General features: G+C 73.1%; 17 protein-coding genes and 4 tRNA genes. 11 read left to right on the top strand and 10 right to left on the bottom strand.

From position 1 onward, the window contains the following. Positions 1-82: 82 nt before the first annotated feature. A tRNA-Asp gene (locus ACWGJO_RS13840) sits at positions 83-156 on the bottom strand. A 124-nt stretch (positions 157-280) separates the two neighbouring features. Further along, on the bottom strand, positions 281-4,261 hold the full coding sequence (hrpA, locus tag ACWGJO_RS13835; protein ID WP_452183597.1) for an ATP-dependent RNA helicase HrpA: 3,981 nt from the start codon (positions 4,259-4,261) through the stop codon (positions 281-283). Between the two features lie 141 nt (positions 4,262-4,402). Here hrpA and ACWGJO_RS13830 point away from each other — a divergent pair, with 141 nt between their 5' ends. Both ACWGJO_RS13830 and ACWGJO_RS13825 read left to right on the top strand, forming a co-directional pair. Then, complete coding sequence (locus ACWGJO_RS13830) at positions 4,403-4,921, top strand: SigE family RNA polymerase sigma factor (protein WP_452183596.1); 519 nt, start codon at positions 4,403-4,405, stop codon at positions 4,919-4,921. Continuing rightward, positions 4,918-5,796, top strand: coding sequence for a hypothetical protein (locus ACWGJO_RS13825; protein ID WP_452183595.1), 879 nt, complete (start codon positions 4,918-4,920; stop codon positions 5,794-5,796). The genes ACWGJO_RS13830 and ACWGJO_RS13825 overlap by 4 nt, the downstream gene beginning before the upstream one ends. Before the next feature lie 73 nt (positions 5,797-5,869). On the opposite strand, the gene ACWGJO_RS13820 is transcribed toward ACWGJO_RS13825, so the two are convergent. After that, positions 5,870-6,826: a LysR family transcriptional regulator gene (locus ACWGJO_RS13820; RefSeq protein ID WP_452183594.1), complete on the bottom strand. Its 957-nt coding sequence runs from the start codon at positions 6,824-6,826 to the stop codon at positions 5,870-5,872. 246 nt (positions 6,827-7,072) lie between these two features. On the opposite strand from ACWGJO_RS13820, the gene ACWGJO_RS13815 reads away from it, so the two are divergent. Both ACWGJO_RS13815 and ACWGJO_RS13810 read left to right on the top strand, forming a co-directional pair. After that, on the top strand, positions 7,073-7,993 hold the full coding sequence (locus ACWGJO_RS13815; RefSeq protein WP_359897964.1) for a zinc-binding dehydrogenase: 921 nt from the start codon (positions 7,073-7,075) through the stop codon (positions 7,991-7,993). A gap of 82 nt (positions 7,994-8,075) precedes the next feature. Then, positions 8,076-9,140 (top strand): alpha/beta hydrolase family protein, encoded by a 1,065-nt coding sequence (locus ACWGJO_RS13810; protein ID WP_452183593.1) that lies wholly within the window; start codon positions 8,076-8,078, stop codon positions 9,138-9,140. A 21-nt stretch (positions 9,141-9,161) separates the two neighbouring features. Here the strand turns inward: ACWGJO_RS13810 and ACWGJO_RS13805 are convergent, their stop codons facing one another. The 3 genes from ACWGJO_RS13805 to ACWGJO_RS13795 form a co-directional block, all read right to left on the bottom strand. Next, positions 9,162-9,677: a DUF3995 domain-containing protein gene (locus ACWGJO_RS13805; RefSeq protein WP_452183592.1), complete on the bottom strand. Its 516-nt coding sequence runs from the start codon at positions 9,675-9,677 to the stop codon at positions 9,162-9,164. Positions 9,678-9,773: 96 nt separating this feature from the next. Further along, the gene (locus tag ACWGJO_RS13800) at positions 9,774-10,319 is read right to left on the bottom strand and encodes a Uma2 family endonuclease (protein ID WP_452183591.1); all 546 of its coding nucleotides are present in this window, start codon (positions 10,317-10,319) and stop codon (positions 9,774-9,776) included. Between the two features lie 300 nt (positions 10,320-10,619). Beyond that, positions 10,620-11,915, bottom strand: coding sequence for a plasmid pRiA4b ORF-3 family protein (locus ACWGJO_RS13795; RefSeq protein ID WP_452183590.1), 1,296 nt, complete (start codon positions 11,913-11,915; stop codon positions 10,620-10,622). Positions 11,916-11,934: 19 nt separating this feature from the next. Between ACWGJO_RS13795 and ACWGJO_RS13790 the strand changes: the two genes are divergently transcribed. The 3 genes from ACWGJO_RS13790 to ACWGJO_RS13780 all read left to right on the top strand — a co-directional run bounded on the left by ACWGJO_RS13790 (position 11,935) and on the right by ACWGJO_RS13780 (position 13,815). Then, positions 11,935-13,068: a hypothetical protein gene (locus ACWGJO_RS13790; RefSeq protein ID WP_452183589.1), complete on the top strand. Its 1,134-nt coding sequence runs from the start codon at positions 11,935-11,937 to the stop codon at positions 13,066-13,068. Positions 13,069-13,183: 115 nt separating this feature from the next. Further along, positions 13,184-13,414 carry a FitA-like ribbon-helix-helix domain-containing protein gene (locus tag ACWGJO_RS13785; protein WP_218203968.1) on the top strand — a complete coding sequence of 77 codons (231 nt, stop codon included), beginning with the start codon at positions 13,184-13,186 and terminating at the stop codon, positions 13,412-13,414. Continuing rightward, positions 13,411-13,815, top strand: coding sequence for a type II toxin-antitoxin system VapC family toxin (locus ACWGJO_RS13780; protein ID WP_266295106.1), 405 nt, complete (start codon positions 13,411-13,413; stop codon positions 13,813-13,815). The genes ACWGJO_RS13785 and ACWGJO_RS13780 overlap by 4 nt, the downstream gene beginning before the upstream one ends. 117 nt (positions 13,816-13,932) lie before the next feature. Here the strand turns inward: ACWGJO_RS13780 and ACWGJO_RS13775 are convergent. From ACWGJO_RS13775 to ACWGJO_RS13760, 4 genes are all read right to left on the bottom strand, one after another. Continuing rightward, positions 13,933-14,009, bottom strand: a tRNA-Phe gene (locus ACWGJO_RS13775). Positions 14,010-14,036: 27 nt separating this feature from the next. Continuing rightward, positions 14,037-14,110: transfer RNA gene (locus ACWGJO_RS13770), tRNA-Asp, on the bottom strand. Between the two features lie 63 nt (positions 14,111-14,173). Next, positions 14,174-14,246 (bottom strand) — tRNA-Glu (locus tag ACWGJO_RS13765). 125 nt (positions 14,247-14,371) lie between these two features. Further along, positions 14,372-14,713 (bottom strand): metallopeptidase family protein, encoded by a 342-nt coding sequence (locus tag ACWGJO_RS13760; RefSeq protein WP_359897958.1) that lies wholly within the window; start codon positions 14,711-14,713, stop codon positions 14,372-14,374. 70 nt (positions 14,714-14,783) lie between these two features. Between ACWGJO_RS13760 and crcB (ACWGJO_RS13755) the strand changes: the two genes are divergently transcribed. The 4 genes from crcB (ACWGJO_RS13755) (at position 14,784) to ACWGJO_RS13740 (ending at position 19,349) form a co-directional block, all read left to right on the top strand. After that, entirely contained in the window at positions 14,784-15,347 is a 564-nt protein-coding gene (gene crcB / locus ACWGJO_RS13755) for a fluoride efflux transporter CrcB (RefSeq protein ID WP_452183588.1), read from the top strand. Next, positions 15,344-15,742: a DUF190 domain-containing protein gene (locus ACWGJO_RS13750; RefSeq protein WP_452180340.1), complete on the top strand. Its 399-nt coding sequence runs from the start codon at positions 15,344-15,346 to the stop codon at positions 15,740-15,742. Before crcB (ACWGJO_RS13755) ends, ACWGJO_RS13750 begins: the two co-directional genes overlap by 4 nt. After that, complete coding sequence (crcB, locus tag ACWGJO_RS13745; RefSeq protein ID WP_452183587.1) at positions 15,739-16,113, top strand: fluoride efflux transporter CrcB; 375 nt, start codon at positions 15,739-15,741, stop codon at positions 16,111-16,113. Before ACWGJO_RS13750 ends, crcB (ACWGJO_RS13745) begins: the two co-directional genes overlap by 4 nt. A 1,160-nt stretch (positions 16,114-17,273) precedes the next feature. Further along, the gene (locus ACWGJO_RS13740; RefSeq protein ID WP_452183586.1) at positions 17,274-19,349 is read left to right on the top strand and encodes a DEAD/DEAH box helicase; all 2,076 of its coding nucleotides are present in this window, start codon (positions 17,274-17,276) and stop codon (positions 19,347-19,349) included. Positions 19,350-19,430: the final 81 nt, after the last annotated feature.

Below are 19,430 nucleotides of genomic sequence, written 5' to 3'. Positions count from 1 at the left end.
CTACCCCGGGCGGGGTTGGGGGGCCCACCGCAAAAACGCGAGCGCCCCGCAACCTGACGGTTCCGGGCCTCTCGCGCTACGGCGATCCCGACGGGACTTGAACCCGCGACCTCCACCTTGACAGGGTGGCGAGCTAACCAACTGCTCCACGGGACCAGAGTGTTTCCTGATCTCGTTCACTCGCTTGCCGCGCTGCGAACAAGACAGACTGTAGCCCATGGTGGGCCCCCAGGTCGAACTGGCTCCTGAAGGCCCACCGCAGCTCACACGGCCACCCGGGTCAGAGCGTCGCCCGCGCCGCCGCCATCGCCTTCGTGATCCGCTTCTCCGACACCGGGCTCGGCGTGCCCAGCGACTGGGCGAAGAAACTGACCCGCAGCTCCTCGATCATCCAGCGGATCGCCCGCACCTCCGCGGACGGCTGGTGCCCGGCCGGCACCGCCGCCAGCAGCTCCCCGTACTCCTGCTGCACCTGCTGCACCTTCAGCAGCTGCTGGGCGTCCCGCTGCGGGTGGTTGGGCAGCGCCTCCAGGCGGCGGTCCACCGCCAGCAGGTAGCGCTTGAGGTCCGGCAGCCGCTGCCAGCCGGTGGCCGTCACGAAGCCCGGGTGCACCAGCGAGGCCAGGTGCAGCCGGACGTCGTTCACCGCGTTCAGCAGCACCGGGCTGCTCACCGACTTCAGCCGGGTCGAGGCCTTGTGGAAGGCGATCAGCGCGGTGGCCGTCTTCAGCGTGGTGTCCGCGGACAGGTCGTACAGGTCCGCGCGCACCTTGTCGTGCAGCTTGCCGAAGGCCGCCTCGTCCCAGGCCGGCCCGCCGGCCAGGGTCATCAGCCGGTCCGTGGCGGCGGCCACGACGTCCTCGAACAGGGCGCCGATCGAGCCGTGCGGACTGTGCGAGAGCGCCAGCTTCGCCTGGTTGCCCAGCCGGCCCTGGATGGACTTGGCCGGGGAGGTGGTGGTCAGCATCAGCAGCCGCCGCGCCCCCTCCCACATCGACCGGGCCTGCGCCTCCGGGGTGTCGAACAGCTTGACGCCGACCGACGGGCCCTCGTCCACCAGGGCCGGGTAGGCGCGCATCGAGTGGCCGCGCGAACGCTGCTCGAAGGTGCGCTGGAGCACCGGCAGCGAGGCCGGCCAGGCGGTCAGCCCGCTCTGCTCGATGCCCTGGCCGGAAGCGGCCGAGGAGAGCGTCTCCTTGAGCTTCGGCTCGAGCTTCAGCCGCAGCTCCTCCAGGTCCTTGGACTCGGCGAGCCTGCGGCGCCCGTCCACCACCCGGAAGGTCACCTTGAGGTGATCGGGCACCCGGTCGTCGTCCCAGGCCTCCGGGGGCACGGTGACCGCCGTCAGGCGCTTCAGGGCGTGCTCCAGGGCCGGGAGCAGGGGCTCCTGGCGGTCCTTCACCGCGCGCAGCGCCGCCCTGGCGAAGTCCGGCGCCGGAACGAAGTTGCGCCGGATCGCCTTCGGCAGCGACTTGATGTACGCGGTGACCAGCTCCGCTCGCAGACCGGGGATCTGCCAGTCGAAGCCCTCCGCGGTGACCTGGTTCAGCACCGGCAGCGGAATGTGCACGGTCACGCCGTCCGCGTCGCTGCCCGGCTCGAACTGGTAGGTCAGCTTGAAGCGGAGCTTGCCCTGCTGCCAGTGGTCCGGGTAGTCGGCCTCGGTGACGCCGTCAGCGGCGTCGTTGATCAGCATCGACTTCTCGAAGTTCAGCAGGTCCGGCTGCTCGTGCCGGGCCTTCTTCCACCAGGAGTCGAAGTGCCGGGTGGAGACGATCTCGTCGGGCAGTCGGGCGTCGTAGAAGTCGAACAGGGTCTGGTCGTCCACCAGGATGTCCCGGCGGCGGGCCCGGTTCTCCAGCTCCTCGACCTCGCCGAGCAGCTTGCGGTTCTCCGCGAAGAACCGGTGGTGGGTCTCCCAGTCGCCCTCGACCAGCGCGTTGCGGATGAACAGCTCGCGACAGAGCTCCGGGTCGATCCTCCCGTAGTTGACCTTGCGCTGGGCGACGACCGGCATCCCGTAGAGGGTCACCTTCTCGTACGCCATGACGGCGCCGGCCTTCTTCTCCCAGTGCGGCTCGCTGTGGCTGCGCTTGATCAGGTGGCCGGCCAGCGGCTCGACCCACTCCGGCTCGATCTTCGCGTTGATCCGAGCCCAGAGCCGGGAGGTCTCCACCAGCTCCGCCGACATCACCCAGCGCGGCGGCTTCTTGAACAGGCCGGAGCCCGGGAACACCGCGAAGCGGGCGCCGCGCGCACCGCCGTACTCGCGCTTCTCCACGTCGAACAGACCGATGTGGGAGAGCAGGCCGGCCAGCAGCGACTGGTGGATCCGGTCGGCGTCCGGCTCGGCGTCGGGGTGCGGCTCCTCGATCGTCACGCCCAACTGCTTGGCGACGGTGCGCAGCTGGACGTAGATGTCCTGCCACTCCCGTATCCGCAGGTAGTTGAGGAACTCCGCCTTGCACATCCGGCGGAACGCCGAGGAGGAGAGCTCGCTCTGCTGCTCCCGGACGTAGCGCCACATCGCCAGGTAGGAGAGGAAGTCGGAGGTCTCCGAGTTGAACCGCTTGTGCCGCTCGTCGGCGGCCTGGCGCTTCTCGGCCGGGCGCTCGCGCGGGTCCTGGATGGAGAGCGCGGCGGCGATCACCATGACGTCGCGGACGCAGCCGTTGCGGTCCGCCTCCAGCACCATGCGGGCCATCCGCGGGTCCACCGGGAGCTGGGCGAGCTTGCGGCCCAGCTGGGTCAGGCGCTTGCGCGGATCCTTCTCCTCCGGGTCGAGCGCGCCCAGCTCGTGCAGCAGGGCGACGCCGTCCTTGATGTTGCGCGAGTCCGGCGGGTCCAGGAACGGGAAGGCGGCGATGTCGCCGAGGCCGGCCGCCGTCATCTGGAGGATCACCGAGGCCAGGTTGGTGCGCAGGATCTCGGCGTCGGTGAACTCGGGGCGGGAGAGGAAGTCCTCCTCCGAGTAGAGCCGGATGCAGATGCCGTCCGAGGTACGGCCGCAGCGGCCCTTGCGCTGGTTGGCGCTGGCCTGGCTGATCGCCTCGATCGGCAGCCGCTGCACCTTGGTGCGGTGGCTGTAGCGGGAGATCCGGGCGCTGCCCGGGTCGATCACGTACTTGATGCCGGGGACGGTCAGCGAGGTCTCGGCCACGTTGGTGGCCAGCACGATCCGGCGGCTGCGGGAGCGCTGGAAGACCTTGTGCTGCTCGGCCGAGCTGAGCCGCGCGTACAGCGGCAGGATCTCGGTGTTCTTCAGCTTCAGCTTCCCGAGGGCGTCCGCGGTGTCGCGGATCTCGCGCTCGCCGGAGAGGAAGACCAGGATGTCGCCGGGGCCCTCGGCCTGGAGCTCCTCGGCGGCCTCGCAGATCGCCTGGACCTGGTCCCGGTCGCGGTCGGCCTCGTCCGCCTCGTCGTCGGCCTCGTCGACGATCGGCCGGTAGCGGACCTCGACCGGGTAGGTGCGGCCGGAGACCTCGATGATCGGGGCGTCGCCGAAGTGCCGGGCGAAGCGCTCCGGGTCGATGGTCGCGGAGGTGATCACGACCTTGAGGTCCGGGCGGCGGGGGAGCAGCTGCTTGACGTAGCCGAGGATGAAGTCGATGTTGAGGCTGCGCTCGTGCGCCTCGTCGATGATCAGGGTGTCGTACTGGTGCAGGTCGCGGTCGGTCTGGATCTCCGCGAGCAGGATGCCGTCCGTCATCAGCTTGACCAGGGTGTCCTGGCCGACCTGGTCGGTGAACCGGACCTTCCAGCCGACCGCCTCGCCGAGCGGGCTGTCCAGCTCCTCCGCGACCCGCTCGGCCACCGTGCGGGCGGCGATCCGGCGCGGCTGGGTGTGGCCGACCAGGCCGCGTACGCCACGGCCGAGCTCCAGGCAGATCTTCGGGATCTGGGTCGTCTTGCCGGAGCCGGTCTCGCCCGCGACGATCACCACCTGGTGGTCCCGGATCGCCGCCAGGATCTCGTCCTTCTTCTGGCTGACCGGGAGCTCGGCGGGATAGCCGATCCTCGGGACGGCGCGCCGGCGCCGCTCGACGACCGCCTCGGCGCGGTCGATCTCGGCGGCGATCTCGGCGGCGACCTTCTGCCGGGCCTCGGGCTTGCGGACCCGACGGGCCCCCTCCAGCCGGCGCCCGATCCGCACCTGGTCGCGCAGGGTCAGCTCGGGCAGACGGGCGGCCAGCCCGCCGATTCCGGGGCCCTCGGCGGGTACGGTGGCGGACTGGACTGCGGGAGAACTCACTGCGGGCATCCCTCTAGGTTCGCAAGGAGGCACGGCGGAGCGCACCTCGGTTTTCGAGCCCCTCCAGTGTCACAGCCGTCGGCGGCGAATCGCGAACGGCGGGCAACGGTCCGAGGCCGTCCCGGGCTCCGGGAGGTTGAGGAGGTGCTCATGGGAGCCCACAAGACCGCCCGGGACGAGGAGTTCCGGACGTTCGTCGGCAGCGCGTGGTCACGGCTGTTCAGGACGGCGTTCCTGCTCGCGGGGGACCGGCACGGCGCCGAGGACCTGGTCCAGCAGGCGCTGGAGCGGGCGTACGCGGCATGGAACCGGGTGCGTGCCGCGGACGACCCGTACGCCTACGTGCGCCGGATCGTGATCAACGAGCACGCCAGACGGTTCCGGCGGCGGCTGGTCGAGTACCCGGTCACCGAATTCCCGGACCGGCCCGCACCGGCCGGCGCCGACCCGGACGACCGGGCCGTGCTGCTCGCCGCACTCGGCACCCTGCCGCCGCGCCAGCGCCAGGCCGTGGTGCTGCGTTACTGGGAGGACCTCAGCGAGACCCAGACCGCGGTGGCCATGGGCTGCTCGGTCGGCACGGTCAAGAGCCAGGCGGCCAGAGGCCTGGCCAAGCTCCGCGGGGCCTCCTCACTCATCGGACTGACCAGCATCGGAGGGGCAAGATGAGCAACGAGTTCCTGCCCGGGAACACGGCGACCGGCGACGAGACGGCGGCCGTGCGGGCCCTGGGCGAACTGGCCGGGAGCGTCGAGACCGGGACGGTCCCGTACGACCGGCTGGTCACCGGCGGCCGGCGGCGACTGCGGCACCGGCGGCTGCTGACCGCCGGGGTGGCGGCGGTGCTGGTCGCCGGCATCGCCGGGGGCACGGCGGTGCTCGGCGAGCGCGGCCGGCAGGCCGTCTCGACCGTGGTGGCCGCCTCGGCCGCGGCCTCGGCCACCGCGGTGAGCACCACGGGCGCGCCCACCGCCCGGGACCCGTTCAACCCCGTCCGGGTCAAGGTCGCCGAAGGCAGCGCGAACGGCCACACCTGGCAGGCCTGGACCGCGCTGTGGCCGGCCGTCCCCGGCAAGGAGGACTTCGCCAAGCAGGCCCGGATGATCCAGGCGGAGCGGCACGAAGCCAACCCGGCGGCGAAGCCGGTCACCCAGAAGGACATCGACGACAACTGGAACACGCGCATCGACAGGGTGAACTACTACTACACCGTGGACGGCAAGCGGCAGGCGGACGACACCCTGCACGCGGTCTCCGCGCCGGGCGGGTTCCCGGGCGTCATCGGCGGCTCGTCGCTCGGCCTCGACGACGGCGCGGGCATCCCGCCGGTGGTGATCGAGGGAGTCCAGGCCGACATCACGAAGGTCGTGGTCGCCTGGAAGAGCGGCGGCACCACCGAGGCGGTGCCGGTCGTGGTCGGGGACTCCCCGTTCCGCTACTACGGCATCCTGGCGAAGCCGGGCACCGACGCGGCGACCGTCACCTACTACGCGGCGGACGGCTCGGTGCAGCGGGTCAAGGACGCCTGGCTCCGGACCTCCTGAGCCGGTGGCCGCGGGTGGCTGCCGGGGTTGGTGGCCGGGGTTGCCGGGGTGATCGGGGCGGTCGGGGTGCCCGTCACGGGTGGAGCGCGGCCTGGTCGGCGTCCGGGAGCCAGTCGCGGGCCGGGTCGTACTCCAGCCACCGGCTGCGGGCCGCCCCGGTGGTGAACGCCCGCAGCAGGTCGTCCAGTCGGGGGTGCGGGTCGGTGTCCGGACCGGTGCGCCAGAGCAGCGACCAGGCGTAGAGCGGGGTCGGCTCCGCCAGCGGGACGGTGCGGACACCCGGGCGCCCGGGCGGCGGGCCGTCGGCGGGGACGAGGGAGAAGCACGCCGGGTCGGCGCGGACCTGGTCCACGAAGTGCTCCAGGCCCAGGTTGGTCGAGCCGACCCGGCGGGCGATCCCGAAGCGCTCGGCGAAGCGGGTCAGGAAGTCCAGCCGGTCCACCGCCGCCGGGTAGCGCAGCACACTGTCCCGCAGGTCGTCCGGGCGCAGGACGTCCCGGCCGGCCAGCGGATGGCCGGTGCTCAGCAGGACGTCCACCGGCTCCAGCCGGACCAGCCGGTGCGTCAACTCACCCCCGCCGCCCGGCAGCCGGTGCACCCGGCCGAACCCGGCGTCCGACTCCCCGCGCAGCACGGCCGCCGCGACGGACGGCAGGTCCCGGCCGGGCACCGGCTCCACCAGCAGCCCCGGCGCCGCGTCCACCGCCTGCGCGAGCGTACGCATCGGGGCGTACAGGTGCCCCCACACGTCGATCCGCAGCGGCCGCGCCGTGCACCCCGCGGCCGCCACCGCCCGCTCCCCCTGCGTCAGCGCCCGCCGGGCCGGCTCCAGGAACCGCAGCCCCGCCCCGGTCAGCCCCACCCCGCGCGCGTCCCGGTCCAGCAGCCGCACCCCCAGCACCGCCTCCAGCCGCGCCACCCGCTTCGACAGCCCCTGCTGGCTGATCCCCAACCGCCCGGCCGCCCGCCCGAAGTGCAACTCCTCGGCCGCCACGACGAACGCCCGCACCTGCGCCAGATCCAGATCCACCCGGGCACCATAGGGCCTGCCCGCGAACTCCCGCGGGGCACCCGCCCCGGCCGCGGTCGCGTCGCGGTCGGGTGGGCCGTCGCCGCCCCGCGGCTGGGCGCTTCGCTCCGCCGTGCCGCGTGGTGCCGCCCCGCGGCCCGTCGCTCCCGGCCGGACAACCGGTGGTTGTCGCCGTCGTCCCGCGGTTGTTGGACCGGCCGGGGCGGCGCGCGGTGGGGTGAGGGGGTGACCGACGGAGGAGTGGGGATGAAGGCGCTGGTGGCGACGGGGCGGGCGGCGGAGCCGGTGCGGTTCGCGGAGGTGGAACAGCCGCGGCCGGGGCCCGGGGAGGCGCTGGTGAAGGTGGAGGCGTTCTCGGTGAACCGGGGCGAGACCTTCCAGCTGGAGGCGCCCCGGGCCGGGTGGCGGCCGGGGAAGGACGTGGCCGGGCTGGTGGTGCAGGCCGCCGCCGACGGGTCGGGCCCGGCCGTCTGCCGCCGGGTGGTCGGGCATCCGCCCGCCGCCGGGTGGGCCGAGTACGTGTGCGTCCCGACCTCCTCCCTCGCCGAACTGCCCGACGGCCTGGACACCGTACGGGCCGCCGCGCTGCCGCTGGCCGGCCTCACCGCGCTGCGGCTGCTCCGGGCGGCGGGACCGCTGGCCGGACGGCGGGTGCTGCTCACCGGGGCCTCCGGGGGCGTCGGGCACTACGTCACCGAGCTGGCCGCCGCGGCCGGGGCCGAGCTGACCGCCGTCACCGCCTCCCCGGAGCGCGGCCGGCGGCTGGTCGAGCTGGGAGCGGCCGAGGTGGTCCACGAGCCGGGCGAGGCGCGCGGTCCGTACGACCTGGTGCTGGAGTCCACCGGCGGCGCCGCGCTGCCGCTCGCGCTGGCCCGGCTGGCCCGGCGCGGCACGCTGATCTGGTTCGGCCAGGCCTCCCGGACGCCCGTCACCCTCGACTTCTTCGACTTCTTCGCCGGCCCGGAGTCGGCGGTCGTCCGGCACTTCCACTACGCGGACTCGGACGTCCCGGACGGCGCCGACCTGGCCACCCTGGTGCGCCTCACCCGGGAGGGGCGGCTGACCCCGGAGCTCGGCCGGGTCGCGCCCTGGGCGGAGACCGCCGCCGTGCTCACCGACCTGCGCGAGCGCCGGATCCGCGGCAAGGCCGTACTGACCCTCGCCTGACGCCCGCCCGACACCCGCCCGACGCCTGCTCCGAATGCGAACGACGCGAACGACGCGAACGACTTCGAAGGGAACCTCCGCCGTGCCCGACCTCTCCTTCCTCGACACCCCCGGCCTGCTGCCCGCCTTCGTCGAGGAGAACCGGCCGCGCGCCCACGGCGCCGGCCTGGACCCGTACGAGTACGCCCGGGTCACCGCCCCGCTGACCTCCCCGCACGACTGGCCGGCCGCCTGCCGGGCGGCCGGCCACCGGCACGCCGGGGCGGCGGAGCGGGCCGCCGCCGAGGGCCGCACCGTCACCGCCGGCGAGCGGTACCGGAGTGCCGCCCGCTGGTACCACTTCGCCGGGCTGCTCCCGCACCCCGACCGGGCGGCCGCGGCCCAGGCCGCCGCGGAGGCCGACGAGGCGATGCGGCGGGCGCTGGCCCTGCTCGACCCAGGGGCGGAGCGGGTCGAGGGCGAGGGCTTCGCGGGCTGGCTGCGCCGCCCGGCGGCCGACGGGAGCGGCGGCCGGGCCCCGGTGGTCCTGGTGGTGCCGGGGATGGACTCGGGCAAGGAGGAATTCCACGCGGTCGCCGACGCCCTGCTCGCCCGGGGCCTCGCGGTGCTCGCCGTCGACGGGCCCGGACAGGGCGTGCTCGCCGCCGGCAGCGCGCCGGAGCCGGAGTACCACCGGGTGGTCGGCCGCGCCCTCGACGCGCTGGCCGGCCGTGTGGGGCTGGACCCGGACCGGACCGCCGTGATCGGCCTCAGCCTGGGAGGCCACTACGCGGCCGTGGCCGCCGCCCGCGAGCCGCGGCTGCGCGCCGCCGCCATGGTCAGCGGCCCGTACCGGCTGGACTGGGAGGGCCTGGTCCCGTTCGTCACCGCGACCCTGGCGCAGCGCTGCGGCGGGTACCGGGCGGCCCGTGCCTTCGCCGAGCGGATCGACCTGACCGCCCTCGCGCCGGCGATCACCGTCCCGCTGCTGGTGGTCGAGGGCGGAGAGGACCGCATCCCGGGCGTCACCACCGCCACCGTCCTCGCCGAGCACGCCCCGGACGCCGAACTGCTGCTCGTGCCGCACGGCAACCACCTGCTCGGCACCGCCCTGCCGGACTGGCTCCCCGCCACCGCCGACTGGCTCACCGCCCGGCTGACCGGCTGACCGGCTGACCGGCTGACCGGCTCACCGCCCGGCCGACCGAGCCGCCGACCGGCTCACCACGGCCGACCGGCCGGGCACCCGGTGACCGAGCGAGGCGGCGGCGAACAGCAGGCCGCCGGCCAGGAAGAACGGCTCGTAGCCGAAGGTCACGAACCGGGCCGGCGCGTCCAGCTCGGCACCCGAGCGGCTGCCGACGGCCAGCGCGATCCAGTCCGGGACGGACGGCGCGGCGTGCAGCACCAGCAGCGCGGTGGTGCCCCACAGCGCCGTGCCCAGCAGCCGGGCCGGCACCCGTGCGCCCCACCGCCGCAGCGGCGCCAGCGCCACCGCGGCGGCCACCGCGCACAACGGGATCGCGATCACGTCGATCACCAGCAGCGGCGTGCTGCTCCACACCGACCGCCCGTCCGGCAGTCCCAGCCGTCCGTCCGCCAGCCAGTACAGATGCACCAGTGCGAAGGCCACGGCCCACCCCGCCGCCGCGTACCCGGCTCCCCGCACCACCCGGTTCCAGCCCGTGTCCCGTGTCGTCTCCATGCCGTCCACGGTCCCGCGCCGCCCCCGCCCGCCGGATCGTCCCCCGGACGGGTCCCCCTCCCCCTCCGGGGGGAACCGGGTGGTCGTCCCGAGGGGTCAGTACGGCAGCAGGTCGCCGGTGACCAGGTCGAAGCCGAAGGGCTCGGGGACGTGCAGGGTCTCGCCGAAGGCGACGTCCTCCCGCCGGTGGTACCGGGTGGCGTCCGGCCTGCTGAACAGGGTGACGGTCTTCTCCCGGGCGTCGATCAGGAGGTACAGCGGGATGGCCATCAGCGGATAGTCGCGCAGCTTCCCGACCCAGTCGTTCTCGGGATTGGAGGGCGAGACCGGCTCGACCGCGATCGCGGCCAGCTCGGCGGGCACCCGGTTGTCGGTCGTGGCCGGCGCCTCGTCCGGAACGTACGTCAGGTCGGGGTTGCGGCTCTTGCCGGCGTTCGGTGAGACCAGGTCGGTGTTCTCACTCGGCAGCATTCCGGCCGGGGTGTGCGCGTCGAACTGGCGACGCACCACCAGCAGGTTGCGCTGATGGATCCCCGAGGGGCTCACCGTCATCGTGATGGTGTCGCCGGAGATCTCGACCTTGAAGCCGTCAGGCAGGCTCCTGCGGGCTTCCCCAAGGAGTTCGAAGTGTTCCGGGGCCATGAGCGCGAAGCCTCCTGGACCGGGTGAACCGAATCCGCGGGTACCGGACACCCAGCGTAGTCGGCCGGCGCGGGGGCGGAACGACGAAGCCCCCGTAGCGAATTCGGTACGGGGGCTTCCCGGTTGTGGCCAGGGCCGGGGTCGAACCGGCGACCTTCCGCTTTTCAGGCCAAGCCGGGGCGGTGAGATGCCCCGTTTTGCGCGGTTCCGACGTCCGTAGAGGTGCGGCTACGGACGTCAACGTGCACGGCGGTTGGCGTCAGCGTTGGCGTCAACCGGCGCTACTGGGCGGGGCTGTGCTCACCAGTCGAGAGTGCGGAGCTGCTGGTTGGCCTGGTGCGGGTCGAACCGGTCGGGGTCGAAGTCAGCCACCCTCTCGAGGCCGAGCCAGCGCAGCAGGTCCTCGTGTTCCGGATGAGCGGGGTCGGATAGGGCCTGTTTGAGGTCCTCGTATCCGGGTGCGCCACCGCAGTCCTCGGGTGGGCAGGCTCCCGCTCCGTCCACGCAGGCGGGGTAGTGTCGGCCGGGTTCGGCCGCTGTCCGGTGTTCCACGGTGATGCAGTGGTTCCACGAGTCGCCGAAATCGTAGGTGTAGTCGAGGTGTGCGCCCTCCTTGGCGACAGTGTCCAGCGCGACGGTGGTCTCGTCGACGAAGTCGAGCTCGGACGAGCGGCGCCCGTAGTCGACGCCGTTCGCGCTGAACGCGTGCAGGTGGCAGTTCTGCCAGCCCATCGCCGCCTGGATGACCCGGTGCAGGTTGTCGAGGCGGATGCCTGCCGGCACCTGGACGCGGCGCCACACAGCGGGCTGATCCACATCGGCGAGTTGGATGCCGAGCTCGTAGATCGGGTCGCCGGGGCGTGGCTCCCCGCGGAGCCGGGCCAGGGCTTGACGGCCGTCCGAGGTGAGAATGACGGACTTGCCGATCTGCTGGGCGGCCCCGAGCCCCCTGAGCGCCGCGAGGAGGCGATCCACGTCGCGGTCGTTGCTCTGACGCAGGAGACGAAGGCGGTCCTCGGGAAGGCCGTCGAGGACGAAGAGCCCAGACAGCGCCTCCCACACCGCAGTCCGCAGCTCCTGCTCCGGGACGGGAAGGTCCGAGGCGTAGAGGCTCGTCAGCACCGCCCGGAGTCCACCGGGGTACTCCTGCGCGAGCAGTGAGCCGAGCCACCCGGGAGGGAGTACCGTCTCGCCGATGCGCGGCAGTGCCTCGACCAGCGCGTCGAGGATGCGCTCGGGATCCTCCAGTACGCGGGTGTTCTTCTTGACGGGCACCAGGCGGCCGGCGGTGACCCGCAGGAGCCGGGCCGCCTTGGCCCATTCGACCAGCAGGTTCAGGTGGTACAGCTCCTGGCTGGACTTGGTCTTGAAGGTCCTGTCACCGATGGCCGGGTCGATGGTGTCGTCGGTCTTCAGAAGAGTGACCAGGGCCCGCGCGTCCGCGAGGGTGACCTTGCCTGTCTGGGTGAGCTTGCGTCCCGCGCCGATCCAGCTGACGAGACCTCGGATCTGCTCGACGGTGCCTGGCTGCTCGGGTTCCATCGCCGCTTCCTGTCTGCTCCGGGCTTGACGGATTCCATCATGGAGGATCGGCATTCCCGCTAGGGTCGCCGTGATGAGCGAGTACCAGTACTACGAGTTCCTGGCGATCGATCGGCCGCTGACCAGCGACGAACAGGAGCAGCTGCGGTCGCTGTCCACTCGGGCCCGGATCACCGCGACGAGTTTCACCAACGAATACCAGTGGGGCAATTTCCGGGGCGACCCTCGACGGATGGTGGAGCAGTACTACGACGCCCACCTCTACCTGACCAACTGGGGGACCCGTCAGGTGATCCTGCGCCTGCCCAAGGGGCAGCTCCCGCTGCGGGCGCTGGAGCCGTACTGCTTCGACGAGTGCGTCGAGGCATGGACGACCAAGACCCACCTCGTCCTGGACCTGCGCAGCGAGGACGAGAGCGGGGACTGGGACGAGGGCGCCGAGGACTCGCTCGGTGCCATCGCCGGGGTGCGGGCCGAGCTGCTCTCCGGTGATCACCGCGCCCTGTACCTCGCATGGCTGTCCGCCATCGGCGCCTGGGCACTCCAGGAGGACGATGAGGAGGCCTACCGGGCGGCGGTCGAGCCCCCGGTCCCGGCCGGGCTCGACCGGCTCACCGCACCGCAGCGGGCGCTCGCGGATTTCCTCCGCGTCGACGCCGACCTGCTGGCGGTCGCCGCCCAGGCCAGCCCGCCGGCCCCCGCACCTCGGAAGAGGCCCGGGAAGAAGGAGCTGGCGCCGCTGATCGCCGCGCTTCCCGAGAAGGAGAAGGACGACCTCCTGTTGCGCGTGGCGCTGGGCGACGAGCCTCAGCTGGGAACCGAACTGCTGCGCCGCCTGCGCGGCGAGCCGTCTGCCGTGACGGTGCCGGGGCAGCGCTCCGCCGCCGAACTGCTGGACGCAGCCCATGCGCGAGTCGCGGAACGCCGGCAGCGCGCCGACCGGGTCCGAGACGAGGCACGGGCAAAGAAGCTGACCGCCTTGGCCGCCGAAGAGGAGGCGATCTGGCGGGAGGTCGAGAACCACGTCGCCCGCAAGCAGGTGGCCCGCTACGACGCCGCAGTGGCCCTTCTGGTCGAGCTCCGCGACGCCTGTGATCATGTCGGGCGCGGCCTTCAGTACCGGCAAGGAGTGGCCGCGCTCCGCGAGAAGTACCGGCACCTGCCCGGCCTGTTGCGCCGGCTCGACGACCGGGCCTTGCGCGGCTGACGCCTTCCTTCCGTTCACGCGGCTCGCCGAGGGGCACCCGTGCCCGTGGGCCGTGACCAAGCGGCTGGAACATCGAGTGCAGGCGTTTCGCAAGCGTTGCAGCTAGAATGCCTGCATGACTGCGATCACGATTCGTGAAGTACCGGACCCGATTCTCGAAACCCTCAAGCTCAAGGCGGCCAAGGCGGGGAAGAGCCTCCAGGCGTACCTGCTCGACCTCGTCACCCGCGAGGCGGCCACGCCGACGTTGGCCGAGATGATGGCTCGCCTCGACCGGGAGACCCGTACCGACGTCAGTACCTCTGACATCCTCGCCGCGATCGATGACGGGCGGGAGCGTCGGTGAATTCGAGCGTTGTCATTGATTGCTCTGCGCTGGTGCGGGTGCTCACCGACCACGGCCCCGCCGGCCACGCCGTCCGCGACCGACTCCGCGGGGTGGATGCGCTCGCCGCCCCTGGCCTGCTCGACTACGAACTCGTGTCGGCTCTCTTCGGCATGGTGCGGGGCGGCAAGCTCGCGGAGAAGGAAGCGGTGAAGGCCGTAGCCGACTACCAGGCACTCGCCATCACGCGACACGAGACGCTGATCCTCTGGCAGCGGGTGCGAGAACTGCACCACAACATCAGTGCATATGACGCCCAGTATGTGGCGCTCGCCGAGACCCTCGGCGTGCCGCTCGTCACCAGCGATGCCCGAATCCAGCGCAGCGGTGCGGCCAAGTGCACCATCGAGGTCTTTGCCTAGCCGCTGGTGAAGGCGGGCCGGAGCAGGGCAACGACCGTCCGCTGCGCCGTTGGCGTCAACCGGCACGAAAATGCCCCCGAAGCGAGCTGCTTCGAGGGCATCGTTCCTGGTCAAGACTGGTGGCCAGGGCCGGGGTCGAACCGGCGACCTTCCGCTTTTCAGGCGGACGCTCGTACCAACTGAGCTACCTGGCCGTACTGCAACGTCTCTTGCGAGACGAGCGATCCCGACGGGACTTGAACCCGCGACCTCCACCTTGACAGGGTGGCGAGCTAACCAACTGCTCCACGGGACCTAGAAGTGGCGAACCACTCAGGGTCTTGCGGTCTTGCGCACTGCACTTTACTACGGTACTGCGTGCCCCCAACGGGATTCGAACCCGTGCTACCGCCTTGAAAGGGCGGCGTCCTGGGCCACTAGACGATGAGGGCTTGCGGCCTGTCCCGCTGTTTCCAGCGTTCGGGGACGTCGAGAAGCATATGGGATGCAGGGCGGATCGCCAAAACGGGTTTCGCCCGGGTGGGGGTGCGGGGTGTGTGGGGCCGGTGGCCGGGGGTCAGGACCAGCCGAGTTCGTCGAGTTCGTGGTCGTCGAAACCGAAGTGGTGGGCGACCTCGTGGATGACGGTGGTGCGGACCTCCTCGACCACCTGCTCGCGGGTCTCGCAGTGGCGCAGGGTGGGGCCGCGGTAGATCAGGATGCGGTCGGGCAGGACGCCCGCGTACCACTCGCCGCGCTCGGTGAGCGGGGTGCCCTCGTAGAGCCCGAGGAGCTCCGGGTCGCTCGGGTCGGGCTCGTCCTCGACGAAGACCGCGACGTTGTCCATCATGGCCGCGAGGTGCGGGGGGATCTGGTCGAGGGCATCGCCGACCAGCGTCTCGAACTCTTCCCGGGTCATCTCCACCGGATCATTGTCCGGTGTCGGATGACGGTGTGCCAGGTGGCGGAGCCCGGTGTTTGATGGGGCTATGACGACCTCGGAGGGCGCCGTGGACGACGCCGCGGGCGGTACTGCGGGCGGCACCGCGGGCGGCACCGTGGACGGCGCCCCGGCGCGGGCCCGCCGGCCCGGCCGGCCGCCGGTGCTGCGCGGGCAGGGGCGGGCGGTGGCGGTGGTCGCGGCGGGCGGGGCGATCGGCGCGTCCGCGCGGTACGCGGCCGGGCTCGGCTGGCAGACCGGCCCGACGGCCTTCCCCTGGACGACGTTGCTGGTCAACGTGGTCGGCTGCGCGGTGATCGGGGTGTTCCTGGTGGTGATCACCGAGGGGCGCCAGGCGCATCCGCTGGTGCGGCCGTTCTTCGGCACCGGCGTGCTGGGCGGGTTCACCACCTTCTCGACGTACGCGGTGGACATCCGCCGCCTGCTGGAGGGCGGCCGGACCGGGCCCGCCCTCGCGTACCTGGGGCTGACCCTGGTGGGCGCGCTGCTCGCGGTGTGGGCGGCGGCCGGGCTGACCCGGCGTCTGATCCACCGGGTCGTCCGCCGCGGGGCCGGGCGGGGCGCCGCGGAGCGGGCCGGGGGTGCGCGATGAGCCGACTGGGCGGGCCGGCGCTGCGGCTGACCGTGCTGATCGGGGAGAGCGACCGCTGGCACCACCGACCGCTGTACAGCGAGATCGTGCACCGGGCCCGGGAGGCCGGGCTGGCCGGGGCGAGCGTGTTCCGGGGCATCGAGGGGTTCGGGGCCTCGTCGCTGGTGCACACCACGCGGCTGCTGTCGCTGAGCGAGGACCTGCCGGTGGCGGTGGTGATCGTGGACGAGGAGGAGCGGGTGCGGGCGTTCCTGCCGCAGCTGGACGGGATGGTGGCGGAGGGGCTGGTGCTGCTGGACCGCTGCGAGGTGGTCACTTACGCGGGACGCGGGGCGGAGGAGGGTTCGGGCCGGGGGCCGGGCCGGGAAGCGGGCCCGGGGGAGGCGGCGGAGTGAACTGGCTGCTGGTGGTGGCGGGCGCGGTGGTCGGCGCGCCGCTGCGGTACCTGACCGACCGGGCGGTGCAGTCCCGGCACGACTCGGTGTTCCCGTGGGGAACGTTCACGGTGAACGTGGCCGGCTGCCTGGTCCTCGGGCTGGTGACCGGCGCGGTGGCGGCGGGCGCGGCCTCCTCGAAGGTCCAGCTGCTGCTGGGGACGGGGCTCTGCGGGGCGCTGACCACCTATTCGACCTTCTCGTACGAGACCCTGCGGCTGACCGAGACCGGCGCCGGGCGGTACGCGCTGGCCAACGCGGCCGGCAGTGTGCTGGCCGGGCTGGCCGCGGTCTACGGGGGCGCGGAGCTGGCCTCGGCGCTCTGGGGCTGAGCGCGGACGCCGGAGGGGCGCCGGAGAGACGCCGAGGTGTGCCGGACGGGCTCTGAGCGGCCCTGAGCGGCCCCGGGACGGCCCTGGACGGCCCCGGGGCGGGCGCCGGAGCGCCGGCCCCGCCGGGCGAGCTTGCGCACTGCCCGTGTCCCGCCGGGCCGGGCGCGCGTTGGGCACCGAAAGCGGCCGCGCGCGAGTGGGTGGCCCGGGTGGGGCGGTAGAGAGGGACCTCAGTGGCTTCGGTGCGGGCGGCGCGGACGGTGCGGGCGGTACGGGCGGTGCGGGTGCGGCTGGCCGCGGCGCGTCCGGCTCCGGTGCGGGTGGCGGCGGTCCCGCGCTCGCGCGCGGTGCGGGCGGCGGCGTTGCTGACGGTGGCCGGGCTCGGGCTGACCGGGTGCATGTCGGTGGGTCCGGCGGCGGAGGAGAAGCACGGCGTGGCGCCGGTCGGGCAGGCCGGGCCGGCGGTCCGGCCGGGGGCGACGGGCGGGCCCTCGTCCTCGCCGGGCTCGGGGCACCCGGGCGGGGCCTCGGGGCACCCCGAGCGGTCGGGGGGCCTCCAGGGCGACGGCGGGTCGAACGGGGCCTCCTCGACGGCGCCCGGCGAGGCGGCCCCGGGGGCGAACGGCGCGGTGGCCGGGGTGGTCCCGGTGCCGGGGGCGGGCGCTCCCGACGGTGGTCCGGGCGGTGGTTCGGCGGGCGGTACGAACACAAGTCCCGTTCCGCACCCGGGCGGTGGAGCGGGCGGATCCGGCGGTGCGGCGGGCTCCGGCGGTACCGGCGGTACCGGGGAGGGCCGGTCCGGCGGGGGCTCGGCCGGGGGGCCCACGACCACCCCGAGCAGCCACCCGTCCGGCACGCCCGCGCCGGAGCACAGCTCGCCCGCCGCGACCGTCCCGCCGGCCCCGGACCCGTCCTCCGGCAGCTCCGGTTCCTCGGCACCGAGCCCGCGCGCGGCCGGGCATTAGCGGATTGAGCAGGGCATTTGCCTCCGATCCCCAGGTTCGTCTATGGTGGTAGATCGTTCGTTTGATCCATTTGACTGGCGCCCTATTCCCATCTGGCGCCCTTGGCGCGTTCCGGCGATCCGTGGCTGACCGCATAGAGGCGGTTGTGAAACAGAACCCCGGACTTTGGCGCGTGCCACTTCCGGAAGGTTTTGCATGTCTCTCGTTGACGACGCCCGCTTCGCCATGCCCGCGAACGAGGCCGCCGCCGATGTCACCGACTCCGACGACACCATCGACACCACCGCGGACGAGGTGATCGCCGAGGCCGAGGAGGCCACCGAGGAGGCGGCCGCCGAGCCCACCATCACCTTCGGCGACCTGGGCCTGCACGACGACGTGGTGCGTGCCCTCGCCAAGCGCGGTGTCACCACCCCGTTCCCGATCCAGGCCGCGACCATCCCGGACGCCCTGGCCGGCAAGGACGTGCTGGGCCGTGGCCGCACCGGCTCCGGCAAGACCCTCAGCTTCGGCCTGCCGCTGCTGACCCGCCTCGCCGACGGCGAGCGCACCAAGCCCAAGCACCCGCGCGGCCTGATCCTCGTCCCGACCCGCGAGCTGGCCATGCAGGTCGCCGACGCCCTGGAGCCGTTCGGCTCGGTGCTCGGCCTCAAGCTCAAGGTCGTCTGCGGCGGCACCTCGATGTCGAACCAGATCTACGCGCTGGAGCGCGGTGTCGACGTCCTGGTCGCCACCCCCGGCCGTCTGCGCGACCTGCTGAACCGCGGCAGCGCCAAGCTGGCCGACGTCCGGACCGTCGTGCTCGACGAGGCCGACCAGATGGCCGACATGGGCTTCCTGCCCGAGGTCACCGAGATCCTCGACCAGGTGCCGAGCGGCGGCCAGCGCCTGCTGTTCTCCGCCACCCTGGAGAACGAGATCGACACCCTGGTCAAGCGCTACCTGAAGAACCCGGTCACCCACGAGGTCGACCCGTCGGCCGGCGCGGTTACCACCATGACCCACCACATCCTCGTGGTGAAGCCCAAGGACAAGGCGCCGATCACCAACGCGATCGCCGCCCGCAAGGGCCGCACGATCATCTTCGTCCGCACCCAGATGGGCGCCGACCGCGTCGCCGAGCAGCTCATCGAGGCCGGCGTGAAGGCCGACGCGCTGCACGGCGGCATGACCCAGGGCGCCCGCACCCGAGTCCTCGGCGACTTCAAGGACGGCTACACCAACGTCGTCGTCGCCACCGACGTCGCCGCCCGCGGCATCCACGTCGACGGCATCGACCTGGTCCTCAACGTGGACCCGGCCGGCGACCACAAGGACTACCTGCACCGCTCCGGCCGCACCGCGCGGGCCGGCCGCTCCGGCGCCGTCGTCACCCTGGTGCTGCCGCACCAGCGCCGCGGCGTCTTCCGCCTGATGGAGGACGCGGGCGTGGATGCCTCGCGCCACATCCTCGACCACGCCTTCGACGCGGAGGTCGCCAAGATCACCGGCGCCCGCTCGCTGACCGAGGTCCAGGCCGAGAGCGCCGCCAACATCGCCGGTGCCGCCGAGCGCGAGCTCGCCGACATGACCCGCCAGCTGGAGCGCGCGCAGCGCCGCACCACCGAGCTGCGCGAGGAGGCCGACCGCCTCGCCGCCCGTGCGGCACGCGAGCGGGCCGACCTGGGTATCGAGGACGAGGAGCCGGCCGCCGAGGCCGAGGCCGAGGCCGGCGAGGCTTCGGAGACCGTCGTCGAGACCGCCGCCCCGGTGGCCGAGGAGCGCACCCCGGCGTACCGCGAGGCGCGCAACGAGCGTCCGGCGTTCGGTCGTGACCGTGACGACCGCGGCGACCGTGGCGGCCGTTCCGGCGGCTTCAACCGTGACGACCGCGGTGGCCGTTCCGGTGGCTTCGGTGACCGTGACAACCGTGGCGGTGGCTTCAACCGCGACCGTGACGACCGTGGCGGCCGTTCCGGCGGCTTCGGTGACCGTGACAACCGTGGCGGCGGCTTCAACCGCGACCGTGACGACCGCGGCGGCCGTTCCTTCGGCGACCGTCCGGCCCGTTCCTTCGGTGACCGTCCGGCCTTCGGCCGTGACCGCGACGAGCGCGGCGGCAGCAGCCGTCCGTTCGCGCGCCGCGACGACCACCGCTCCGGCGGCCGTCCGCAGTCCGACCGCGGTGGCTTCAACCGTGACCGCGGCGGCTTCGGCGCCGGCCGTGACCGCGAGGACCGTCGCCCGGGCGGTTTCGACCGCGACGACCGCAAGCCGCGCTGGAAGAACTGACGCCGCACCGGCGGTAGTCGACCGCCGGCCCGGCTGAACGTACGAAGGGCCCGCTCCGTCCCCCGGAGCGGGCCCTTCGCG

The sequence above is a fragment of the Kitasatospora sp. NPDC054795 genome (assembly GCF_053611565.1).
The sequence above is the reverse complement of the archived record's forward strand: the minus strand, read 5'-3'. Positions and strand labels throughout refer to the sequence as shown.